Genomic DNA, 18,596 nt, shown 5'->3' on the forward strand with positions numbered 1-18,596 from the left:
TTCGTCGCGGGGTGGAGCAGTCTGGTAGCTCGTCGGGCTCATAACCCGAAGGTCGTAGGTTCAAATCCTGCCCCCGCAACCAAATTATTTTAATATGGACCCGTGGTGTAGCGGTTAACATGCCTGCCTGTCACGCAGGAGATCGCCGGTTCGATCCCGGTCGGGTCCGCCATATTATACGGCTCGGTAGCTCAGTCGGTAGAGCAACGAGCATTACACCTTTGAATAAACTACGAGTTGTTTAAAATCATCATAAGTTGACAAGAGATTTTAAACAGAGTTAGTCAAGACCGACACAAAATTTATATGGCTCGGTAGCTCAGTCGGTAGAGCAACGAGCATTACACCTTTGAATAAACTACGAGTTGTTTAAAATCATCATAAGTTGACAAGAGATTTTAAACAGAGTTAGCCAAGACCGACACAAAATTTATATGGCTCGGTAGCTCAGTCGGTAGAGCAACGAGCATTACACCTTTGAATAAACTACGAGTTGTTTAAAATCATCATAAGTTGACAAGAGATTTTAAACAGAGTTAGTCAAGACCGACACAAAATTTATATGGCTCGGTAGCTCAGTCGGTAGAGCAGAGGACTGAAAATCCTCGTGTCGGCGGTTCGATTCCGTCCCGAGCCACCATTAAAATTTATAGGTTATGCCGGCCTAGCTCAATTGGTAGAGCAACTGACTTGTAATCAGTAGGTTGGGGGTTCAAGTCCTCTGGCCGGCACCATGCTTCATTCTATACATGAAGTGTTTCGTGGAGGGATAGCGAAGCGGCCAAACGCGACGGACTGTAAATCCGTTCCCAACGGGTTCGAAGGTTCGAATCCTTCTCCCTCCACTCATCATATGAGCATTAGTAACGACCAAATAAGATTCCCAATTAATCTTCGGGACAGTTCGTTTCTCACTAGTTCTATGATGGCCCATAGCCAAGCGGTAAGGCAACGGATTTTGATTCCGTCATGCCCTGGTTCGAATCCAGGTGGGCCAGCCAAGTTTTGAGCCATTAGCTCAGTCGGTAGAGCATCTGACTTTTAATCAGAGGGTCGAAGGTTCGAATCCTTCATGGCTCACCATCTTAATTTAATATATATGCGGGTGTGGCGGAATGGCAGACGCGCTAGATTTAGGATCTAGTGTCTTTGACGTGGGGGTTCAAGTCCCTTCACCCGCACCATGCGGAAGTAGTTCAGTGGTAGAACATCACCTTGCCAAGGTGGGGGTCGCGGGTTCGAATCCCGTCTTCCGCTCCAATCTTATAGTAATTAGCGCATGCCGGGGTGGCGGAATTGGCAGACGCACAGGACTTAAAATCCTGCGGTAGGTGACTACCGTGCCGGTTCGACTCCGGCCCTCGGCACCAATACTAAAAATAGAATGCGCCCTTAGCTCAATTGGATAGAGCGTCTGACTACGGATCAGAAGGTTGGGGATTCAAGTTCTCCAGGGCGCGCCATTTACGGGAAGTAGCTCAGCTTGGTAGAGCACTTGGTTTGGGACCAAGGGGCCGCAGGTTCAAATCCTGTCTTCCCGATACTCTTAAACAATTCATTTAAGAGAAGAAGATAACTTAAATAAATCAACTTGGCGGAGTAGCTCAGCTGGCTAGAGCGTACGGTTCATACCCGTGAGGTCGTGGGTTCGATTCCCTCCTCCGCTACCAATTAAATCTAGTAGATGCGGGTGTAGTTTAGTGGTAAAACAAGAGCCTTCCAAGCTCTGGTCGTGGGTTCGATTCCCATCACCCGCTCCATCCATTTATTTGAATGTGGGCCTGTAGCTCAGCTGGTTAGAGCGCACGCCTGATAAGCGTGAGGTCGGTGGTTCGAGTCCACTCAGGCCCATTTTAAAAGAACTGCGATAAGCAGTCTTTTTTTCTATTAGAAACATAGCGCCCACGTTTGTGGACGCCTATTTTAATTATGAGGAAACCGTCTGTACGGTCTCATTTAAATAATGCCCGTTTCTCTAGCTACTCTTTAAAAGCTAGGACCAAGGGAGCGGGATTCCCTTTGTTTGAATCTCTCAAATGTCTAAAAAATGGATTTGAAGATCATCCTTTTAGGGTGATCTTTGTTTTACTCATTAGTTTAAGATTTTAGGCAAGGCAGCACGAAAGAATAAGGGAGCTAACCTCCCATGGTGTGTTTTACGCCGCCACCAATTGAATGAAAAATGGTCTGCCTTTTCAAATTGGACTTATTTTCAGGATATTAAATAGGAGGAATGACTTTTATGACCTATAAAATGATTGTTCTAGATTTAGATGATACGCTATTACGTGACGATTTAACGATCTCAGAACGAACAAAACAATCTTTGATGGATGCTCAGGATGCGGGGGTTAAAGTCGTGCTGGCATCTGGCCGGCCGGAAAGTGGTATGCTTCCTATTGCTGAAGAACTGCGGCTAAAGGATTATGGAAGTTTCATTCTTTCTTTTAACGGAGGAAACATCATCAATTGTAGAACGGGCGAAGTCTTGTTCAGTTCGACACTTCCAGTAGAAACCGTGCATGAACTATACGATATTAGTCGTCGTGAAAACGTTTGGATCCATACGTATTTGGGAGACAAGATCATAACAGAAGATCCTAATGAGTACACGGATATAGAAGGGAAATTGACCAATCTGCCAATCGATGTTGTGGACAGTTTTAAAGAGGCCGTCACAGCTCCTGTTGTTAAGGCACTCATGTTAAGGGAACCTGATTTTCTTGCAGGAGTGGAAAAAAAGCTGCAAAAAGAGTTCGACGGTTGCTTAAGTATTATGCGGTCAAAGCCTTTCTTTTTAGAATTTACAGAAGTTGGCGTAACAAAAGGGACAAGCTTAGACAAACTGATTCAAAAGCTTGGCATAAGCCGTGATGAAGTCATTGCTATCGGAGACAGTAATAATGATTTGTCCATGATCCAATTTGCGGGTCTTGGCGTCGCAATGGGGAATGCCACAGAAGAAATTAAAGCTCATGCCGATTTTATCACAGATACCAATATGAATGATGGTGTTGCGAAAGTGGTAGAATCGTTTATTTTAAAGACTGAAACGGTTCAAAGTTAAATGTTTTTAATAGAAGTAAACAAACTTTATAATCTTGAATAGATTATGTAAAAGAAGCAGGCCTCATTTATAGGGGTCTGCTCTTTTTTTATAAAATAAAAAATGTCATCGCGTTTATCCTGTTGTCTCTAATCGATTTTTCTTTGCTCTAGATTGCGTGTACATTAAACTGTCGTTAGTTTTAATCACAAATCAATTGACAGATTTGTTTGATTGTTTTACGATGAAGTGGATACGAGATCGTACTAAAGTTAAGTGGGGAGACATATGCTATTTACACAAGTGATGCCTACAGAGGCACGAGACAAATTATTTTTCTCGGCGATCAACTTGTTTACTGAAAAAGGATATATGGAGACGTCCGTGCTGGATTTAGTGGAACAAGCGCGAGTATCTAAATCCACGTTTTATCAACATTTCGAAACAAAGGAAGATTTGCTTATCCATCTCTGTCAGACGCTTCAGGAGGAGCTTATTGAAGAAGTGGAAGACGCTGTGAACCATGAAACAAAGGTCACTTACAAAGCCTTTGCGGGAATTCGAAGGTATATTGAAATTTGTATGACGCAGAAGAAAGCAGCACGCTTATTACTTGTTGTCTCATGTGGTGTGAGCCATGAGACAGAACGGATTCGAAGGCAGGCCATTCAAAGGTTTGCGGGCCGTATTTATGAAACTGTACACACGATCATTCCACAAAAACAGTCTTTAGAACAGTTGCGACTAGTCTCTCGGGCCATGGTGGGAGCCATTAATGAAGTGGTCTTGCAAAGTATCATTGATCAAGAAGAACTTAATCAGGATGACGTTGCTCATTTGTTAAATGGAATTATCATTGGGGCGTTTTCACTTATTTCTAGTGCTTAAGCACCTCCATTTTTGCCGTTTGTTAATTAAAATGAAAGCGCTATTAGAGGAGTGAGCCGATTTGCAAAGAGCGATCCAAGACCTTTCAGTAGATGAAATATGGAATGAGATTGAAAAAGCGATGAATGAATATCCTGAGCCGATTGAAGGGATAAATGTCGTCTATCAATACCATTTAAAAGGAGAGGCAGAAAGGGTTTATCAATTGCACTTGTCTGACGGAAGAGCGACTGTTGTTCGCGACCATTTTTCTAAGCCAGATTGCACTTTAATCATGAAGACGTCACATTTTAAATCACTTCTTCTAGGGCAATTAAGCGGTGCTGCTGCATTTATGACAGGGCGTCTAAAGGTTAAAGGAAATATGGGGCTTGCTTTGAAGCTCGATACCATTCTTGGAAACTATAAGTTTGGCCGAAAAGAAGGATAAACCGCACTGTAAACTCAAGAAAGGATAAGGCAAATTTGAAGTCATCTATAAAAATTAACAGGAGCAACTCGCAAAAGTGAGCTCACAAAAAGAAGTTGTTGGCTAACTCAATTCACCTAAGATTAATTCCTTGAGCCCTATACTCCGGGGTTGTTCTTATGGAGGGGAAATGAGTGGACGTACACAATCTATTGGAATTACTCAAAAGATCCGTTGATCGATTCCCTGAAAAAGCAGCTTATTTGTGGAAGGAACAGAAGGAATATCGATATATGACGTATGAGGATCTTTGGTCTGAAATTAAGCGGACTGCCGAAGGACTCTCTTACCTTGGAATTGAAAGAGATGATAAGGTCGCTATTATATCCAATAACAGGATTCATTGGCCGATATCCGATTTTGCGATTGGCAGTCTGGGTGCCATCAGTGTCCCGGTCTATCCAACATTGCAGCCGGAGCAAATCAATCTGATTTTAAGAAAATCGGACTGTAAGGTGGCCATTGTTGAAAATCAAGAATTGGTTCAGAAAATTAATGTGAATCAAACTGCGCTTGAACATCTCATTGTCATCGACCCAGGAGAGTGGACGTCTCATCAGGGCTCCGTCTTATCGTTTGCCCATCTTCTTGAAATTGGGGCGAGACACCCCGAACCGCTTTGGGAAGAGACTTGGAAATCGCTTGAACGTGATCATGTTTCTACCATTATTCATACGTCAGGTACAACCGGACAACCCAAGGGCGCTATGTTGACGCATGGAAATTTTATCTCGAATATTGAAGGGATCCAGTTCTGGGTCTTAGAGGCGCGTTCAGATGATGTTTTTCTTTCTTATTTGCCGCTTTCTCATGTCTTTGAAAGGATGGCGGGTCAATATCTCCCGTTATCTGTCGGGGCAACCATCGCTTATGCAGAAAGCTTAGACACCATCCAAGACAATCTTCTTGAGGTGAAACCGACGATCATGACAAGTGTTCCTAGGCTCTTTGAAAAGGTGTACGCGAAAGTCATTGATCAAATTGAGTCAGGTTCCCCTGTCCGGCAAAAAATCTTTAATTGGGCGTTAAAGGTTGGTCATGAAAAATATCAGGATTATTTGAGCCGATCAACAGATGATTTGATTTTTTTAAATACGTCTTCTCGCTTATATCGAAAGTGGAAATTGGCCGACCGGCTTGTATATCAAAAAATTAAAGCGAAGGTAGGCGGTCGGTTAAGAGCAATGATTTCAGGCGGAGCTGCTCTTAATCCTGATATTGCCCAATTTTTTTGGTCGATAGATTTACCGATATTTGAGGGTTATGGTCTAACTGAAACGGCTCCGGTTATCGCGGTTAATCCTGTTTTGCGAGCCAAGATTGGATCGGTCGGGAAACCGTTGCCCAATTTGAAAGTAAAGCTTGGAGATGACGGGGAAGTCCTCGTAAAAGGTCCTAGTGTCATGAAAGGGTACTATAAGAATGAGGAAGCCACGGCAAAAGCGTTTGTAGACGGATGGTATAAAACAGGAGATATCGGGGAGATGGATGAAGAGGGTTTTCTAAAGATTGTCGACAGGAAGAAGAACATCATAGTGCTATCGACTGGGAAAAATGTCATCCCTCAGCCTGTTGAGAGTGCTGTTAATCAGAGTGCTTATGTGGATCAATCCCTTTTAATCGGCCAGGGAAGAAAATATGTCATCCTCTTAGTCGCTCTTGATCACGACTATTTGAAGCAATGGGCTGAAAAACAAAACCTCTCTCTTTCCTCAACCGACCAATTGATTCATCAGTCGGAGCTTCAAACACTGATTGTGAAGGACATCCAAAAAGCGATTTCAAAATTCCCCAGATATGAACAACCTAAGAAACTGGTGATCTGCCCGGAAATCTGGAGCGCTGAAACAGGTGAACTGACCCCTTCCTTAAAAGTGAGATTAAAAGAAGTGGAACAAAACTATCGAAAAGCGATCATGGCGGCCTATGATGAAGAGGAATTACTTAATGAACCGATTGACCAAGTGATTCTTGAGTTGGAGTCAAAACATAGTGAGACGATTGCTTGAAACGATCTCAATCATTCGTTTTCTATGCTTTATCTTCGTATAGGACACCCTAATCTAGTAGGTTCGTCCCGCATTTAGTTGCGGCATACGGCTTAGTTTAATGAAAAAATGAAACGAGAGAACCGTCCCCGCGTTTCCCCTTTCAGAAACGGCAGAACCGTCCCCGCGTTTTAATGCCCCTTAGGAAGTCATCCTAAGGGGTTGGTTTTCGTGGTCAAATTTTCTGAATTTATAGAGGGAGTAGATGAGGACAAGGATGACGCCGAGCGATAAGTATGGGAGATAGGGCGAGTGGATGGATTGGACAAATAGGTAGAGTGCGAGATACATGATTGAGCGGCCAAGTGTGATCAAATATTCGCGTTTTAAAAGTATGACGATTTGATCCTCTTTTTTCATGCCATTAAGATATCTGAAGAAGGTATTGTCCATCGTATAACCGTACACATAAACGGAAATCACAAGTCCAATCATGGCGACAAAGTAGAGCGGCTTAATATGCGCAAATCCAGCCAATAAAATGAAGGCCATGCTGATTAAGGTATAGATCACATATTGAGTTTCAAGTTTTAATTTCTTCAGTTTGGAAATGTACACAATACCTATGGTTAAAATAACAATGTTTAAGATATTTAAATAAGAGACGTAGAGCGCATTTTTAGATAAAATCACCAAAATAATGACTTGCAGGCAGGCGAGACACTCTAAAACACCTGCTGTAATAATTCCAAAGGGCACCATTTGCTTAGACACTTTTACTTTTTGATAATCTCGGGCAAAGCTTGAGTTAAATTCAGCCTCAATGGAGGGCAGTCTTGTAACCGCAACAAAATAAAAAATAGAAATGACAAGCATGACGCAAAAGGAAACCGTAAAGCTAAAATAATAGATTAAAAATGAATTTATTAATGGTAGAACAATCAATAAAATGTTTTTTACATACCCGATACGCGAATTGAAAACATTAAGTTCTTCTCTCGTCGACAGGACACTTAACGCGTAATTGCAGGAGGAATAAAAGAAACCAAATACACAGCCGAAACAAGCGGCAGAAACGATAAGAAGAACAAGGTGACCTAAGTGGTTACTTAAAAGAAGGACGATAAAAAGTAAAATAGCAGAAACGGCACTCAGATAATAACTAATTTGAAGTTTGTTTTTATAGAGATAATACGTGCCAATGGTATAGGCAAAACAGGATAAGAAATAACTTAAGCCGTTAAAGGCAATTAAGGGCCCGAGTGTGGAGCTGTTTTTCCAGAAAAAATAACTGATAAAGATCGTGCTGTATCCGGTGATGCTTAGGAAAACGGAATTAAGAAGAAACAGCTTTTTCAAATTCGAATTCATAAAAAACACCTCATCTTGTTGAATTGAACATTAACTTAGTTTAATCGGAAAACTAAGTAATGTAAAGAAAAAAAGGCCCCAATAAGGCGAATTTAAATAAAAAAGCTCCTCAAGAAATCATTCATGAGGCGTTTTTTTCAAACCGGTCTCCAAAGAACTTGTACGGAATCTTAACAAGCTCAATGGAGACGGTTTCTGAGATTCCGTTATCGGCTGATTTACCTTCACTTGGCTGGGTTAGTATGTAGAAACAGGATAAACGTATTTGTGGATTATAATCGATTCCTGACAGGCTGCCAACTGAAGTCTCGTTAAACAAGGCATCATTTGGAATGCGTTGTTCACCAATGAAAGATAAGTGACCGACTGAATGATGTTCCACAGTCATTTTGTTAAGATTCTGAAGGCCTGCTCGATTATTATTTTGTGAAATGATTTTCGCAGAAGTTTCCAAGTTGAGAGATTAAGAGTGCACCTGCCATTGCGCTAACTGTTATTACTTTTGTCAACTTCATAATCTACCCCTCTTAAAAAAATAGCGTATGACCACCGCTATTAAAGAAAGGGGAGTGGGCTAGTACAATAGAAATTTTTGAAATGAAGTCTTAAGCTAATTTACCATTTTTGGCATCATTTGACAGTTTCCTCCAAAAATTATTACCTCGACCAGTGATTGAGGGCAGATGAAATGGAAGAGGCTGCAATCAAAGATCGGTCTTTGATTACAGCCTCTAGGGTTTAAAAGGGGTCTGACAGTGTTCGGATAAATCGATTACTTTTGCACACATCTGACTTAACCCCCCTGATTTAGATTTCTGGACGAGTCATAAAAGGTTGCTGCGACTCGCTCTATTTAGCCAAAAGCGTGGTTTGGTCCAGTAGGGTGGATAGCTGTGACGTGGCTTTAAATAAAATTTGTGTTTCCTTATGAAGTGTTAAAGTCCCATTGTTGACTTCAATATCAAGTTCATCTTTCTCTTTTGAAATAAGTGCGGCGATTAAATAGGATTTATTGACACCAGACTCTTCAGCAATGTCGGTTATAGATTTTCCAGTTCTCAGTTGATCAATTAATGTCGTTTGATCAAGATTAAGCACCATTGCAACGTCATGAAGTAGTCCTGATAACATTAATTCTTGCTTATTTAAACGTGCACTTGCTGTGTGACTGAGTTGTGTTGGCTGTGTAGCTGCAAATGCGACAGAACTTGTACTCATTGAAGCAACAAGGACACCAGTCATGAGAAGATTTCTTAGTTTCATTGGTATTCCTCCTTGTCTATCTTAATTGTATATGGAAAGCGCTTACTAATCAAGTGAAATGTAAGCGTTTCTATGAACAAAATGTGTCAATCTGTTTTTTTGTTAGTTAATTAAATGAATCCTTATTAAAAAGTCCCTTAAAAGCCGATTAGCTAAACGTTTTTTTCATACTTTTGTAGTTATTTTCAAATAGCGGCTATTATTTGATTATATATTTTATTCGCGTAAAGGAACGGTTTAAGTCGACTTAAACCGCCATAGAATACCTTTCATTCGAACATTTTGTGACAAAATGACAAAGTTCACAGTTCCTTCATGGGTCTTAGGTAGGGTGCTCTTCCAATTTTGGGGTAAAATTAAACTAAGATTCATGATAAAGAGAAGAGGAACACGGTATGTCTAAAACAAGTCAGGCTGTTTCAACAGCGTCTGTGAATAAGTCGATCTTATCTTGGAGTGTTCTTAAGAAGGTCGTTAAGACAGGAATTATTCAATCTAATGTTTTTACTACATTTGTAGGTGCCTATCTGGCTGTATATGTTTATCATCAAGGATTTCTTGAGCATTTGCCTTTCATTTTATTAACCCTTATTGGGGCTGCATTTGTAATTGGCGGTGCGGGGGCGGTTAATAATTATTATGACCGTGATATTGACCGATTAATGGAACGAACGCAAGACCGACCGACTGTAGATGGGTCCATTAATCCAACGATTGCTCTCTGGTTGGGGATTGCTTTAACCATTATCGGTTCGATCATGCTTTTTAGTGTGTCAATGACAGCCGGTATTATGGGGTTATTAGGCTTTGTCTTTTATGTATTTGCTTATACGATGTTGACGAAAAGAAAAACGATATGGAACACAGAAGTAGGGTGCATCTCAGGGGCTATCCCGCCGCTCATTGGCTGGGGAGCCATGTCGCCACACCTGCTTAACCCGATTGCAATTGGGATGTTCTTATTAATGTTCTTTTGGCAGCCTCCTCATTTCTATTCTATTGCGACGAGACGTTTTGAAGATTACCGAGAAGCAGGAGTCCCAATGCTGCCCGTAGTGAAAGGGATGAAACGCACCAAAATACAAACTTTGGTCTATTTAGTACCGCTTTTTGGCTCCACGCTTTTATTTATTCACTTTAGCTTGGCCTTTGTGATTATTTCTGCCTTGTTAACTGTTGTATGGGCCGTGTTAGGACTTAAAGGCTTCGGGAAAATGGATGATAAAAAATGGGCAACCATGATGTTCGTCTATTCCCTCAACTATCTGATGATCGTCTTTTCATTAATGGTGATCGTCACCTTTTTCATGTAAACTAAACAAAAGGTTCAAGCAGACTATTATCATTAGCCTGACTTGAACCTTTTTTAATGGAACGCGGGGACGGTTCTCCCGTTTCCTTTCAAATTGACTAACGTGGTAAAAGCAAGGCGTTTCATCCCGCCGTTTCACTCACTGAAACGGTGGGGACTAAGCGTAAGCGTTACTTTCTGTCCCATGGTGTGCTTAAAATGCGCCAGCACCGCCACCACCAGTAGAAACTCCACCTCCGCCAGAAGGCGAACTTGCCCCGATTGCACTTCCGGTGTAAATGTAATAGGTCGAGATAAAAGCCGTGTCCGTTACATCAGGGTATTTTAGTAACGGCATAGTTTGTTCGAGTCGCTTATAAACCTCGTTGGATTTTTGCCCATTCATAAATTTCTTGCTTACTTTCAGCACAATGGACAAATATAAAAGTGATTTAAAGGTTTCTTCGTCCATAGGCTGTTCAGATTGTTGCTCGGCGCCACTTTTTTTCCAATGGTGAATTTTCCTTAATTCCGCTGCTTTTTCAGGAAGCCAGCGTTCACTTGGGAAATAGCTCAATAATAAGGCGATCACTGCAACAAAAAAGAGACTAATGACGGTCGTTAAGTGATCATTTAAGAAAAAGAGACTGATAAAGGCCGCCGCAAGAAAGAGATAAAACCCGAGTTTCCATCTGTTCGTTACCGAGTAAAGGAAAAAGCCAAATATATAGAAGAACCCTAAGGCGATATTCAAAATAGTTATTGATGTGGCTGACATCGCATCAATGGCATAGACATGATTCACAGCGATTAAAACAAGACACGTGAGAAGTAGAGCGATCATGCTGAAAAATGGAACAGGGGCCTTGAAATTTTTTCTCTGAAGATGACTTTCTTTCTCTTCTTCCTGTTTCCAACTATCGAAATGACGTTGAAACTGCTCCGCTTTTTTCTTATAGTCCCGAGACTTGTTTTTGGTCTTTTTTTCCTGCTCGGTCATCCCATAAAGGTCGTCTAAAGAGAAGCTAGGTCTTTCATTATCGGTCTTAGTAAACAGCCAATCAACCAATCGGCGATCAGAGGAACAAAGATCATTTTCATTGATTAGAGAGAATTGAATCGTCTCATTTGGATAGTTCTTATCTTTTGTATATTTTTCTTTGACAGGCACAATGGCTAATGCCACCACCTTTTTTTTAGCAAGCGAAAGGAGCTTGGCGAAAACAGCCTCATTTGTCAAACGCAACCTGTTGGACAGATAATGAACATATAAGGGGTCTAGCTTTGCAAGATCAAATTTATCTAATTCCGGATAACGTCGGTTTCGCCTTAGAATTCTGATAAAAAATAAAATCAGGGTGATCAGTAAAATGCCACATGTTCCTATAAGTAAGATCGGTTGAAAGGCTTTTAACTTGTCAGAGCGTTCTGCCAGCCGTTGCTGCAGAGCATCTTCCTTATTTTTTAACTTAGAATACATCATAGAAGAGTTGCTGGTTGGTTGCTTAGAAAAATAGGTAGCGGGTACTAGAAAATGGATTTCCGTTGATGCCCCTGCTGGCAAGGCATTAATCGAATAGACAAAAGCAGTTCGATTAGGCTCTAAAGTGGCTTTCCCAGTGTAGTCATGTAAGTAAGCGTGAATCTGAGAGGGGCTGGCATTAGGAAAGCGATAGTTAATAGTAAGATGGTTTAAAGAGGTGTCATTGTCACGATCAAAAAAGCGATAGTTAATGAACCCGACATCTTTATAGTTCTTTACCACGTTTGGTACTTTGTACGTATAGAGCACCTGCTTCGTATCATTCGTTGTTTTTGAATAGATTTTATAAGTGTGATCATCATCGTCATCGACTTCAACCTTCAAAGGCTGCTCCTTACGCGAAATGAACGGAGTGGTGTCACCCTTGGGCACGAGGTAGGCTTTGAAATCGGAAACGTCCGAATTGATCGTTCGGGTTGTACCGTTGTAGCTTCCATGAAAGGTATAGGTGTAAAGCTCCGCTACGCTCATCGACCCATTCGGCTGTATCGTAGCGTTGATGGTGACTTGATCAATTGTAAAAAATTTTTCTTGATCACAGCCGCCTAATACACCAATGGCGAGCAATAAGGTAAGAGGCAGCAGCCAGAGTTTCTTCATGTAAAGTCCTCCTATTTTAAGTACCTGGACAAAAGAGCTAATCTATTTACGTATGAAAGGTTAGGTTGGTTCCAGTTTTTTGAACAAAATCTAAAAGTGAGAGTTAAAGTACGGCTCAAGAAGAGAAGTGGCGAACCGTTAGAGAAACTTGTCCATGGATTCCGCCATACTTGAGGAAGGTGCTATTAATCTTGTTTTCAGAAGAGTGTGCTAAAATAGAGAGGAGAATGCTTCTAGATTAGTAGCTATGACTCTAATAAACTTCGCAGTTGGATTCGAAAAATGAAACGAGAGAACCGTCCCTGCGTTTCACCCGAAAAATGAAACGGGAGAACCGTCCCTGCGTTTCAGTGGAGAGGAGTAAATTTATGCCAAATATTGAGGCTTTTTTAGGTGTTAAGGTGGCTGGGCAGCCGGTGTATGATCCGAATGGTTTGGAAGTGACTTTTATAAGTAATGCGACGGGGCTTCCTCAGGTTTGGGCGTTGAAGAGAGGGGAGGGGGAGCCGCGGCAGGTGTTAAAAACAGAGGAGCGGATTATGTTTGTTAAATACCTGAACCATTCATCAAAACGGTTGTTTGGAATGGATAAGGGTGTGAATGAACGCGGTCAGTTTTATTTGCTGCACGAGAGTGGTGAGGTTGAGGAGCTGGTGGTTTCTCCAGATCACATCCATCGCTATGGGTGCTGCTCCCCTGATGGGAAATGGATTGCCTGGTCAAGCAACCGGCGCGAGTCTGCTTTTTTCGATGTTTATATTCAACACATTGAAACAAAAGAGTTTCGACTTGTTTATAAGAATGATGGGACATACGGGGCCGTTGCTTGGCACCCTAATGGTGAACAACTGCTTATCCAAAAAACGACAACTAATCTTGATCATGATCTTGGTCTCTTATCCTTAGAAACAGGTGAAGTTGATTGGCTGACTAAGCATGACGGAGAAGCCAGCTTTCAGTCACCGCAATTTAGCAAGGACGGGACCCAATTATATGTCCTGACCAATTTGGGTGTGGAGTTCGTCGGACTTGCTTCTCTTAATCTACAAACCCGTAATTGGACTTGGCTTGATCAGCCTGACTGGGATTTAGAGGAATTAACGATCAACTCTAGGAAAGACTTGCTCGCTTATACAGTCAATACTGGCGGAGTTTCTAAGGGCCGTTTGTATGATTTGATTAAGCAAGAAAGTCGTCAATGGGACACACCGCAGGGCACGTTATCTGAACTGTCCTTCGCTCCTGACAAAGAAGCACTGGGTTATGTATTAAATGGTGCCAGTCATCCAACTGATATTTGGGAGCTGGACCTTGATTCTTTGGACAGTAAGCGCCTCACGTTTGTCTCAGACTCTCCTGAAGTTCAAGAACATCTAATAGAACCTGAACTCATCCATTTTAATGCCTTTGATGGGTTAGAAGTGCCCGCTTTCTATTACAAACCAAAAACCGTGTCGAGCGATCAAAAGCTACCGGTTGTTGTCTTTGTTCATGGCGGACCAGAAAGCCAGATTCGATCCGTCTATAATCCCTTTCTTCAGTATTTTATAAGCCGTGGCTATGCGGTATGTACACCAAATGTTCGCGGCAGCTCGGGGTATGGAAAAAAATATATTCATTTAGATGATGTGCGTAAACGAATGGACTCGGTTCAAGATCTAACTGCCCTTGTCGATTGGCTAGCAACGGATGGGGGAGCGGACCGAAGTAGGATTGCGGTGATGGGCCGAAGTTACGGTGGTTTTATGGTACTTGCTGCGATCACACATTATCCAGATATCTGGGCCGCCGCGATTGATATCGTGGGTATTTCGAGCTTCAGATCCTTTCTTAACAATACAAGTGTTTGGAGAAGAAAGCTTCGGGAAGCGGAATATGGCAGTGTTGAGAATGATGGTGACTTTTTTGATAAGATTGATCCGATCCACCGAACAGATGCGATTCAAAGTCCTTTATTGGTTTTGCACGGTGCCAATGACCCGCGTGTGCCGATCGAAGAAACAGAACAAATGGTACAGGCGCTACAAGCCCGAAATCACCCGGTAGAATACATTCGATTTGAAGACGAGGGGCATTTCTTTGTCAAAACCCAAAACAATGTGACTGCATATACGGCGGTCGCGAACTTTTTGGATCAATACGTCGGATCGATTTAACTCCAAAATAAATTTAAAGGTCCCTTTCTTAGGGGCCTTTTTCCATTAAGAAAAATTTTAGCAAGGCAGGAAATCGAAGCGGGAAAAGGGCAACAAGGCTGCTCGCCTTCGCTTAAAGGAATGGTGCGGGCCTTGATTTCTAAAACGATTAGCGGGCAAGCCAAATTTTTCTAAATAAGTCTGATTGCTTCCTTTATTGGTAAGACTAAATTTAAGAAGTTATTAGGGTATAAGGTGGATTAAAATGGGATTTAAAATCAAGAAGTTTGTGTATTATCTTATTAAATTAAAAGGCAGGATTTTTATTCCTTTTATCCTTCTCTATATTTTAATGATGGCTTATTTAGCTTTACTAATAGAGCCTCAGACCTTCAAAACCTATCTCACTTCTGTTTATTGGGTTCTTACAACGTTAGCTACGGTAGGGTTTGGCGACTATGCCCCTGTTACGACCTCTGGCAAAGTCTTCACGATTGTTCTATATATGACAGGGATCTGGTTGATCAGCTTTTCAATTGGTAAGCTCATCGATTCGATGTATGTCATTGAAAAACTTAAAGTTGGTGGGAAGATGAAGTATACAGGGAAGAATCATATTATTCTGATAGGTTGGGGAAATAAGGCAAAATCGGCCATTCATGAAATATTAACGTCTTATAAGATGAATGATATTGTGATCATTGATAGTATGAAAACCTCACCGATCGTCGAGGATCGGATCTTTTATATTCGCGGTGATGCAACGGATGAAGAAACCTTGCTTCGGGCAAACGTCCACAAAGCTAAAGGTGTGATCATTTTTGCGGAAGAATCGATAGCGGACAATACGAAGCATGACCCGCTTCTTGTTGACGGAAAAACCTTGCTTATTGCAACCGCCATTACGGCCATAGAGAAAAAGTTGAATCTTTCCGTTCATGTAACCGTCGAAGTGATTAATCAAAAACATATTCGCTTATTTGAACAAGTAATGGTCGACGAGTTTGTTCCAACAGAAGAAATGATTTCTCATGCTGCTGTCCGATCCTTATTTTCACCAGGTGTCACCCAGGTGTATTCAGAACTCATGAGCGGGCGTTATGAAGAAGGGATGTATGAGATTCCGAAACGGGCAGAATGGCTTACTTTTGGGGATGCTTTCACGGAATTAATTAATAAAGGGGCGACATTGGTTGCTAATCACCATGACTTTACGATCAATAAGAAGTTAGATGAGCCGATCCCGGAAGATGCTAAACTATTTGTCATTTGTGATGAAGAGACAATCGCTCAACTAAAATAAAGGTCAAGGCTTTGCTAGTCTCATTAAATTTGGTATGTTGAGATAAAGGGCAAAGTCGAGTGTTTCTAAGATGTCTTCTCTCTACTAAAACAAGATATAGTAAAATTTTTTCACATAAGGAAATTAAGACATTGGAAATTGAAAAATTTAAAAGCACAAGGTTTTTGATAGATTTTTTAATAAAAAGCAACCAAGTTTGCGAAAGCGCCCACACATTAAAAACCCATTTCCATGCTATAAAAAATTAATGGTAATCGGAAGTTGACGATCATCCATTCATTAGTTTCCATATGCGGTCAACTCCAAATGGAATACTAGTGACTATAATACGCAGTTTGAGATCAATGAGAATTAGAATGTCGTCTGAATTCAAGTTGTCTATTCGTAAATACTTCCTTACCCTAAAGGATTTGCCAGGAGAATAATTGATGAGAATAATGGGGATTATTTATATATTAATAGTGCTAGCCCTTGTTGAATTGTTTGAAAGTTTCGGCGATATAAGTGGATTGCCGGACTATTTTCTGTCTATCCTTATTCCTTGTCTGAACCTTTTATTGTTAGTTGTGTTATTCATTCATTTGAGAAGGGTCTTTCATCAATTTTTTACTAAAGAAAAGCAGTACCAGCAATTGCTGGATCATTCACCGGAAGCTATTTATGTCCATCGAAATGGTGTGTTAATTTATTCCAACGATGCAGGAGCCAAATTATTTGGTTACAATGAGCCTTCGGAATTAATCAATCGGCCATGGAAAGAGGTATTAGACCCGAATTCATATGCGAGTCTAAAGGAGTCGAGTAATAGATACAGTGTTGATCAACAATTTAAAGTCCATCAGTTTAAACTCTATAAACCGGACGGCAGCATTTGCTACATTGATGCCAAATCAACCTATATCGAATTTAATGGTCAACCGGCACGAGAAGTCATCGCTAGGGATATCACCGTACAAGAAATAAGACAAGAAATGTTAAAAAAATATTCTTATATAGATCCTTTAACCGAACTGCCCAATCGCAGGAGTTTACTGGGTCAATTGGAACAGTTAATAAGAGAGTCTAAACAAACGCATACAAGTTTTGGTATGATGTTTGTTGATCTAGATGGGTTTAAACAAATAAATGATACATACGGACATGACAAAGGAGACCACTTATTAAGGGAAATCAGTGAATACCTCAAACGTTGTATAAAACCTGAAGACGTTGTCGGGAGATTTGGCGGGGATGAATTCATCGTCATCCTGCCCCGCGCAACTCAATGGGATTGTCTCTTTATTGCAAAGAAACTGATCGATAACATGCCCTTATTCACTGAAGAACAAAAGGCTCATCAAGTAACGCTAAGTATTGGAATCTCACTCTACCCTCAAAACGCTGAAGATGTTCATACACTGATTAAACAAGCTGACGAAGCCATGTATGCAGCCAAAAAACAAGGAAAAAACAACTACAAACTGGCCGAGTGAAACGCGGGGACGGTTCTCTCGTTTCAACCCCCGCAATAAAGAGGCTCTCACTTAAGTGAGAGCCTCTTTGAAAGTACCTATTAGTTTTTATTGACTGAGGCGTCATAGATAGAAGTGACGGCTTCTTTTAAAGCAGCATTAAATTCCTCGTCTGTTTGATTGACATTTAAATTCTCGCTCAAGGCTCTTGAGAAGCTGGCAATCAAGCCTTCATTTTTTCTCAACTTTTCATTCGCCTCTTCACGTGAATAGCCGCCGGAAAGTGCAACGACACGCACAACACGTGGATGCTGGATCAATTCCTTATAAGCATTTGGAACGGTAGGAATGGCTAGCTTTAACATAACATAATCCGATTCCGGTAAGTTGTTAAGCTGTTTTAATATTTCAGCCTTTAAAAGTTCCTCAGACTGTTCTTTATCCTTGCTGTAAATGTCTACTTCTGGCTCAATAATAGGAACGAGTCCAGCTGCGATGATTTGTTTGGCAATCTCAAATTGCTGGTCAACAATGGCTTTAATTCCTTCAGGTTGAGCTTCTTTAATCACGGAACGCATTTTGGTGCCGAAGATGTGGCGTTCATTGGCCCGTCTTAGCGTTTCATCCAAATCCGTGATGGGTTTCATTAATTGAACACCGTTCGAAAGGTCAGTCAATCCCTTGTCAATTTTTAAGAAGGGGACAATTCCTTTCTTGTCAGCCAAATAATCGGCTGTGTACAAACCTTCAATTTGGCGATCCATCGTTTGTTCAAATAAAATGGCTCCAAGAATGTATGTAGAATCAAAAGCTGGAGAGGTGATGATTCTGGTTCGCATTTCATGAACTAAATCGAACATGTCTTCCTCGTTTGAATAAGCGTCTTCTAATACCCCATATCCCTTTAACGCCTTTGGAGTACTGCCGCCGCTTTGGTCGAGAGCGGCAATGAATCCCTTGCCATCCTTCATTTTCTTAAATTGATCAACATTCATCTCTTTCACTCCTAGCCTTGGTTACAGCTCCTTCTATATCAAACTATTAAAGTAAGTAGAAGAGGCCTCTAAAATTAGTGTACCACTTTTGGTATGATTTAACCTTTATAAATCCTCAAGTGGAACAGAAGAACCGTCCCCGCGTTTCAATTTCAACCTCAAGTGAAACGCAAGAACCGTCCCCGCGTTTCCCCGCGTTTCAAAGTTTTTATAAATGTTCAAAATTTCCCATTGAAAGAATTTGTTTTTTATG

13 protein-coding genes and 15 tRNA genes are annotated in these 18,596 nt (G+C 41.1%); 23 read left to right on the forward strand and 5 right to left on the reverse strand.

Annotated features, from left to right (window positions below; genetic code table 11):
- Window positions 1-5 precede the first annotated feature (5 nt).
- The 19 genes from PU629_RS09990 (at window position 6) to PU629_RS10080 (ending at window position 6,412) form a co-directional block, all read left to right on the forward strand.
- Window positions 6-82, forward strand: a tRNA-Met gene (locus PU629_RS09990).
- Between the two features lie 14 nt (window positions 83-96).
- A tRNA-Asp gene (locus tag PU629_RS09995) sits at window positions 97-172 on the forward strand.
- A gap of 392 nt (window positions 173-564) precedes the next feature.
- Window positions 565-640: transfer RNA gene (locus tag PU629_RS10000), tRNA-Phe, on the forward strand.
- Window positions 641-658: 18 nt separating this feature from the next.
- A tRNA-Thr gene (locus tag PU629_RS10005) sits at window positions 659-734 on the forward strand.
- A 29-nt stretch (window positions 735-763) separates the two neighbouring features.
- Window positions 764-845, forward strand: a tRNA-Tyr gene (locus PU629_RS10010).
- Between the two features lie 81 nt (window positions 846-926).
- A tRNA-Gln gene (locus PU629_RS10015) sits at window positions 927-1,001 on the forward strand.
- A 6-nt stretch (window positions 1,002-1,007) separates the two neighbouring features.
- Window positions 1,008-1,083, forward strand: a tRNA-Lys gene (locus PU629_RS10020).
- An 18-nt stretch (window positions 1,084-1,101) separates the two neighbouring features.
- Window positions 1,102-1,184, forward strand: a tRNA-Leu gene (locus PU629_RS10025).
- Between the two features lies 1 nt (window position 1,185).
- Window positions 1,186-1,260, forward strand: a tRNA-Gly gene (locus PU629_RS10030).
- A gap of 21 nt (window positions 1,261-1,281) precedes the next feature.
- A tRNA-Leu gene (locus tag PU629_RS10035) sits at window positions 1,282-1,370 on the forward strand.
- A gap of 16 nt (window positions 1,371-1,386) precedes the next feature.
- A tRNA-Arg gene (locus tag PU629_RS10040) sits at window positions 1,387-1,463 on the forward strand.
- A 4-nt stretch (window positions 1,464-1,467) separates the two neighbouring features.
- Window positions 1,468-1,541 (forward strand) — tRNA-Pro (locus PU629_RS10045).
- A 52-nt stretch (window positions 1,542-1,593) separates the two neighbouring features.
- Window positions 1,594-1,670, forward strand: a tRNA-Met gene (locus PU629_RS10050).
- 16 nt (window positions 1,671-1,686) lie between these two features.
- Window positions 1,687-1,760 (forward strand) — tRNA-Gly (locus PU629_RS10055).
- A 17-nt stretch (window positions 1,761-1,777) separates the two neighbouring features.
- Window positions 1,778-1,851, forward strand: a tRNA-Ile gene (locus tag PU629_RS10060).
- 391 nt (window positions 1,852-2,242) lie between these two features.
- Entirely contained in the window at window positions 2,243-3,067 is an 825-nt protein-coding gene (locus PU629_RS10065) for a Cof-type HAD-IIB family hydrolase (protein WP_275284118.1), read from the forward strand.
- A gap of 267 nt (window positions 3,068-3,334) precedes the next feature.
- Complete coding sequence (locus tag PU629_RS10070) at window positions 3,335-3,934, forward strand: TetR/AcrR family transcriptional regulator (RefSeq protein ID WP_275284119.1); 600 nt, start codon at window positions 3,335-3,337, stop codon at window positions 3,932-3,934.
- 61 nt (window positions 3,935-3,995) lie between these two features.
- Window positions 3,996-4,364: an SCP2 sterol-binding domain-containing protein gene (locus tag PU629_RS10075; RefSeq protein WP_275284120.1), complete on the forward strand. Its 369-nt coding sequence runs from the start codon at window positions 3,996-3,998 to the stop codon at window positions 4,362-4,364.
- A 173-nt stretch (window positions 4,365-4,537) separates the two neighbouring features.
- Window positions 4,538-6,412: an AMP-dependent synthetase/ligase gene (locus PU629_RS10080; RefSeq protein WP_275284121.1), complete on the forward strand. Its 1,875-nt coding sequence runs from the start codon at window positions 4,538-4,540 to the stop codon at window positions 6,410-6,412.
- Window positions 6,413-6,592: 180 nt separating this feature from the next.
- Here the strand turns inward: PU629_RS10080 and PU629_RS10085 are convergent, their stop codons facing one another.
- From PU629_RS10085 to PU629_RS10095, 3 genes are all read right to left on the reverse strand, one after another.
- The gene (locus PU629_RS10085) at window positions 6,593-7,762 is read right to left on the reverse strand and encodes an MFS transporter (protein WP_275284122.1); all 1,170 of its coding nucleotides are present in this window, start codon (window positions 7,760-7,762) and stop codon (window positions 6,593-6,595) included.
- A gap of 121 nt (window positions 7,763-7,883) precedes the next feature.
- Window positions 7,884-8,150, reverse strand: a complete 267-nt coding sequence (locus PU629_RS10090) for a hypothetical protein (RefSeq protein WP_275284123.1) — start codon at window positions 8,148-8,150, stop codon at window positions 7,884-7,886.
- Window positions 8,151-8,611: 461 nt separating this feature from the next.
- A complete protein-coding gene (locus PU629_RS10095) occupies window positions 8,612-9,025 on the reverse strand; it encodes a hypothetical protein (RefSeq protein ID WP_275284124.1) in 414 nt (137 codons plus the stop codon).
- 395 nt (window positions 9,026-9,420) lie between these two features.
- On the opposite strand from PU629_RS10095, the gene cyoE reads away from it, so the two are divergent.
- Entirely contained in the window at window positions 9,421-10,338 is a 918-nt protein-coding gene (gene cyoE, locus PU629_RS10100; RefSeq protein ID WP_275284125.1) for a heme o synthase, read from the forward strand.
- 192 nt (window positions 10,339-10,530) lie between these two features.
- On the opposite strand, the gene PU629_RS10105 is transcribed toward cyoE, so the two are convergent.
- Window positions 10,531-12,459 carry a DUF2207 domain-containing protein gene (locus PU629_RS10105; RefSeq protein WP_275284126.1) on the reverse strand — a complete coding sequence of 643 codons (1,929 nt, stop codon included), beginning with the start codon at window positions 12,457-12,459 and terminating at the stop codon, window positions 10,531-10,533.
- A 368-nt stretch (window positions 12,460-12,827) separates the two neighbouring features.
- Here PU629_RS10105 and PU629_RS10110 point away from each other — a divergent pair, with 368 nt between their 5' ends.
- The 3 genes from PU629_RS10110 (at window position 12,828) to PU629_RS10120 (ending at window position 17,369) form a co-directional block, all read left to right on the forward strand.
- Complete coding sequence (locus tag PU629_RS10110) at window positions 12,828-14,615, forward strand: S9 family peptidase (protein ID WP_275284127.1); 1,788 nt, start codon at window positions 12,828-12,830, stop codon at window positions 14,613-14,615.
- A 244-nt stretch (window positions 14,616-14,859) separates the two neighbouring features.
- Window positions 14,860-15,897, forward strand: a complete 1,038-nt coding sequence (locus PU629_RS10115; RefSeq protein WP_275284128.1) for a potassium channel family protein — start codon at window positions 14,860-14,862, stop codon at window positions 15,895-15,897.
- A 428-nt stretch (window positions 15,898-16,325) separates the two neighbouring features.
- Window positions 16,326-17,369: a sensor domain-containing diguanylate cyclase gene (locus PU629_RS10120; RefSeq protein WP_275284129.1), complete on the forward strand. Its 1,044-nt coding sequence runs from the start codon at window positions 16,326-16,328 to the stop codon at window positions 17,367-17,369.
- Window positions 17,370-17,449: 80 nt separating this feature from the next.
- Here the strand turns inward: PU629_RS10120 and PU629_RS10125 are convergent, their stop codons facing one another.
- Window positions 17,450-18,343, reverse strand: a complete 894-nt coding sequence (locus tag PU629_RS10125) for a fructose bisphosphate aldolase (RefSeq protein ID WP_275284130.1) — start codon at window positions 18,341-18,343, stop codon at window positions 17,450-17,452.
- Window positions 18,344-18,596: the final 253 nt, after the last annotated feature.

Source organism: Pullulanibacillus sp. KACC 23026 (assembly GCF_029094525.1).
Classification (GTDB): domain Bacteria; phylum Bacillota; class Bacilli; order Bacillales; family Sporolactobacillaceae; genus KACC-23026.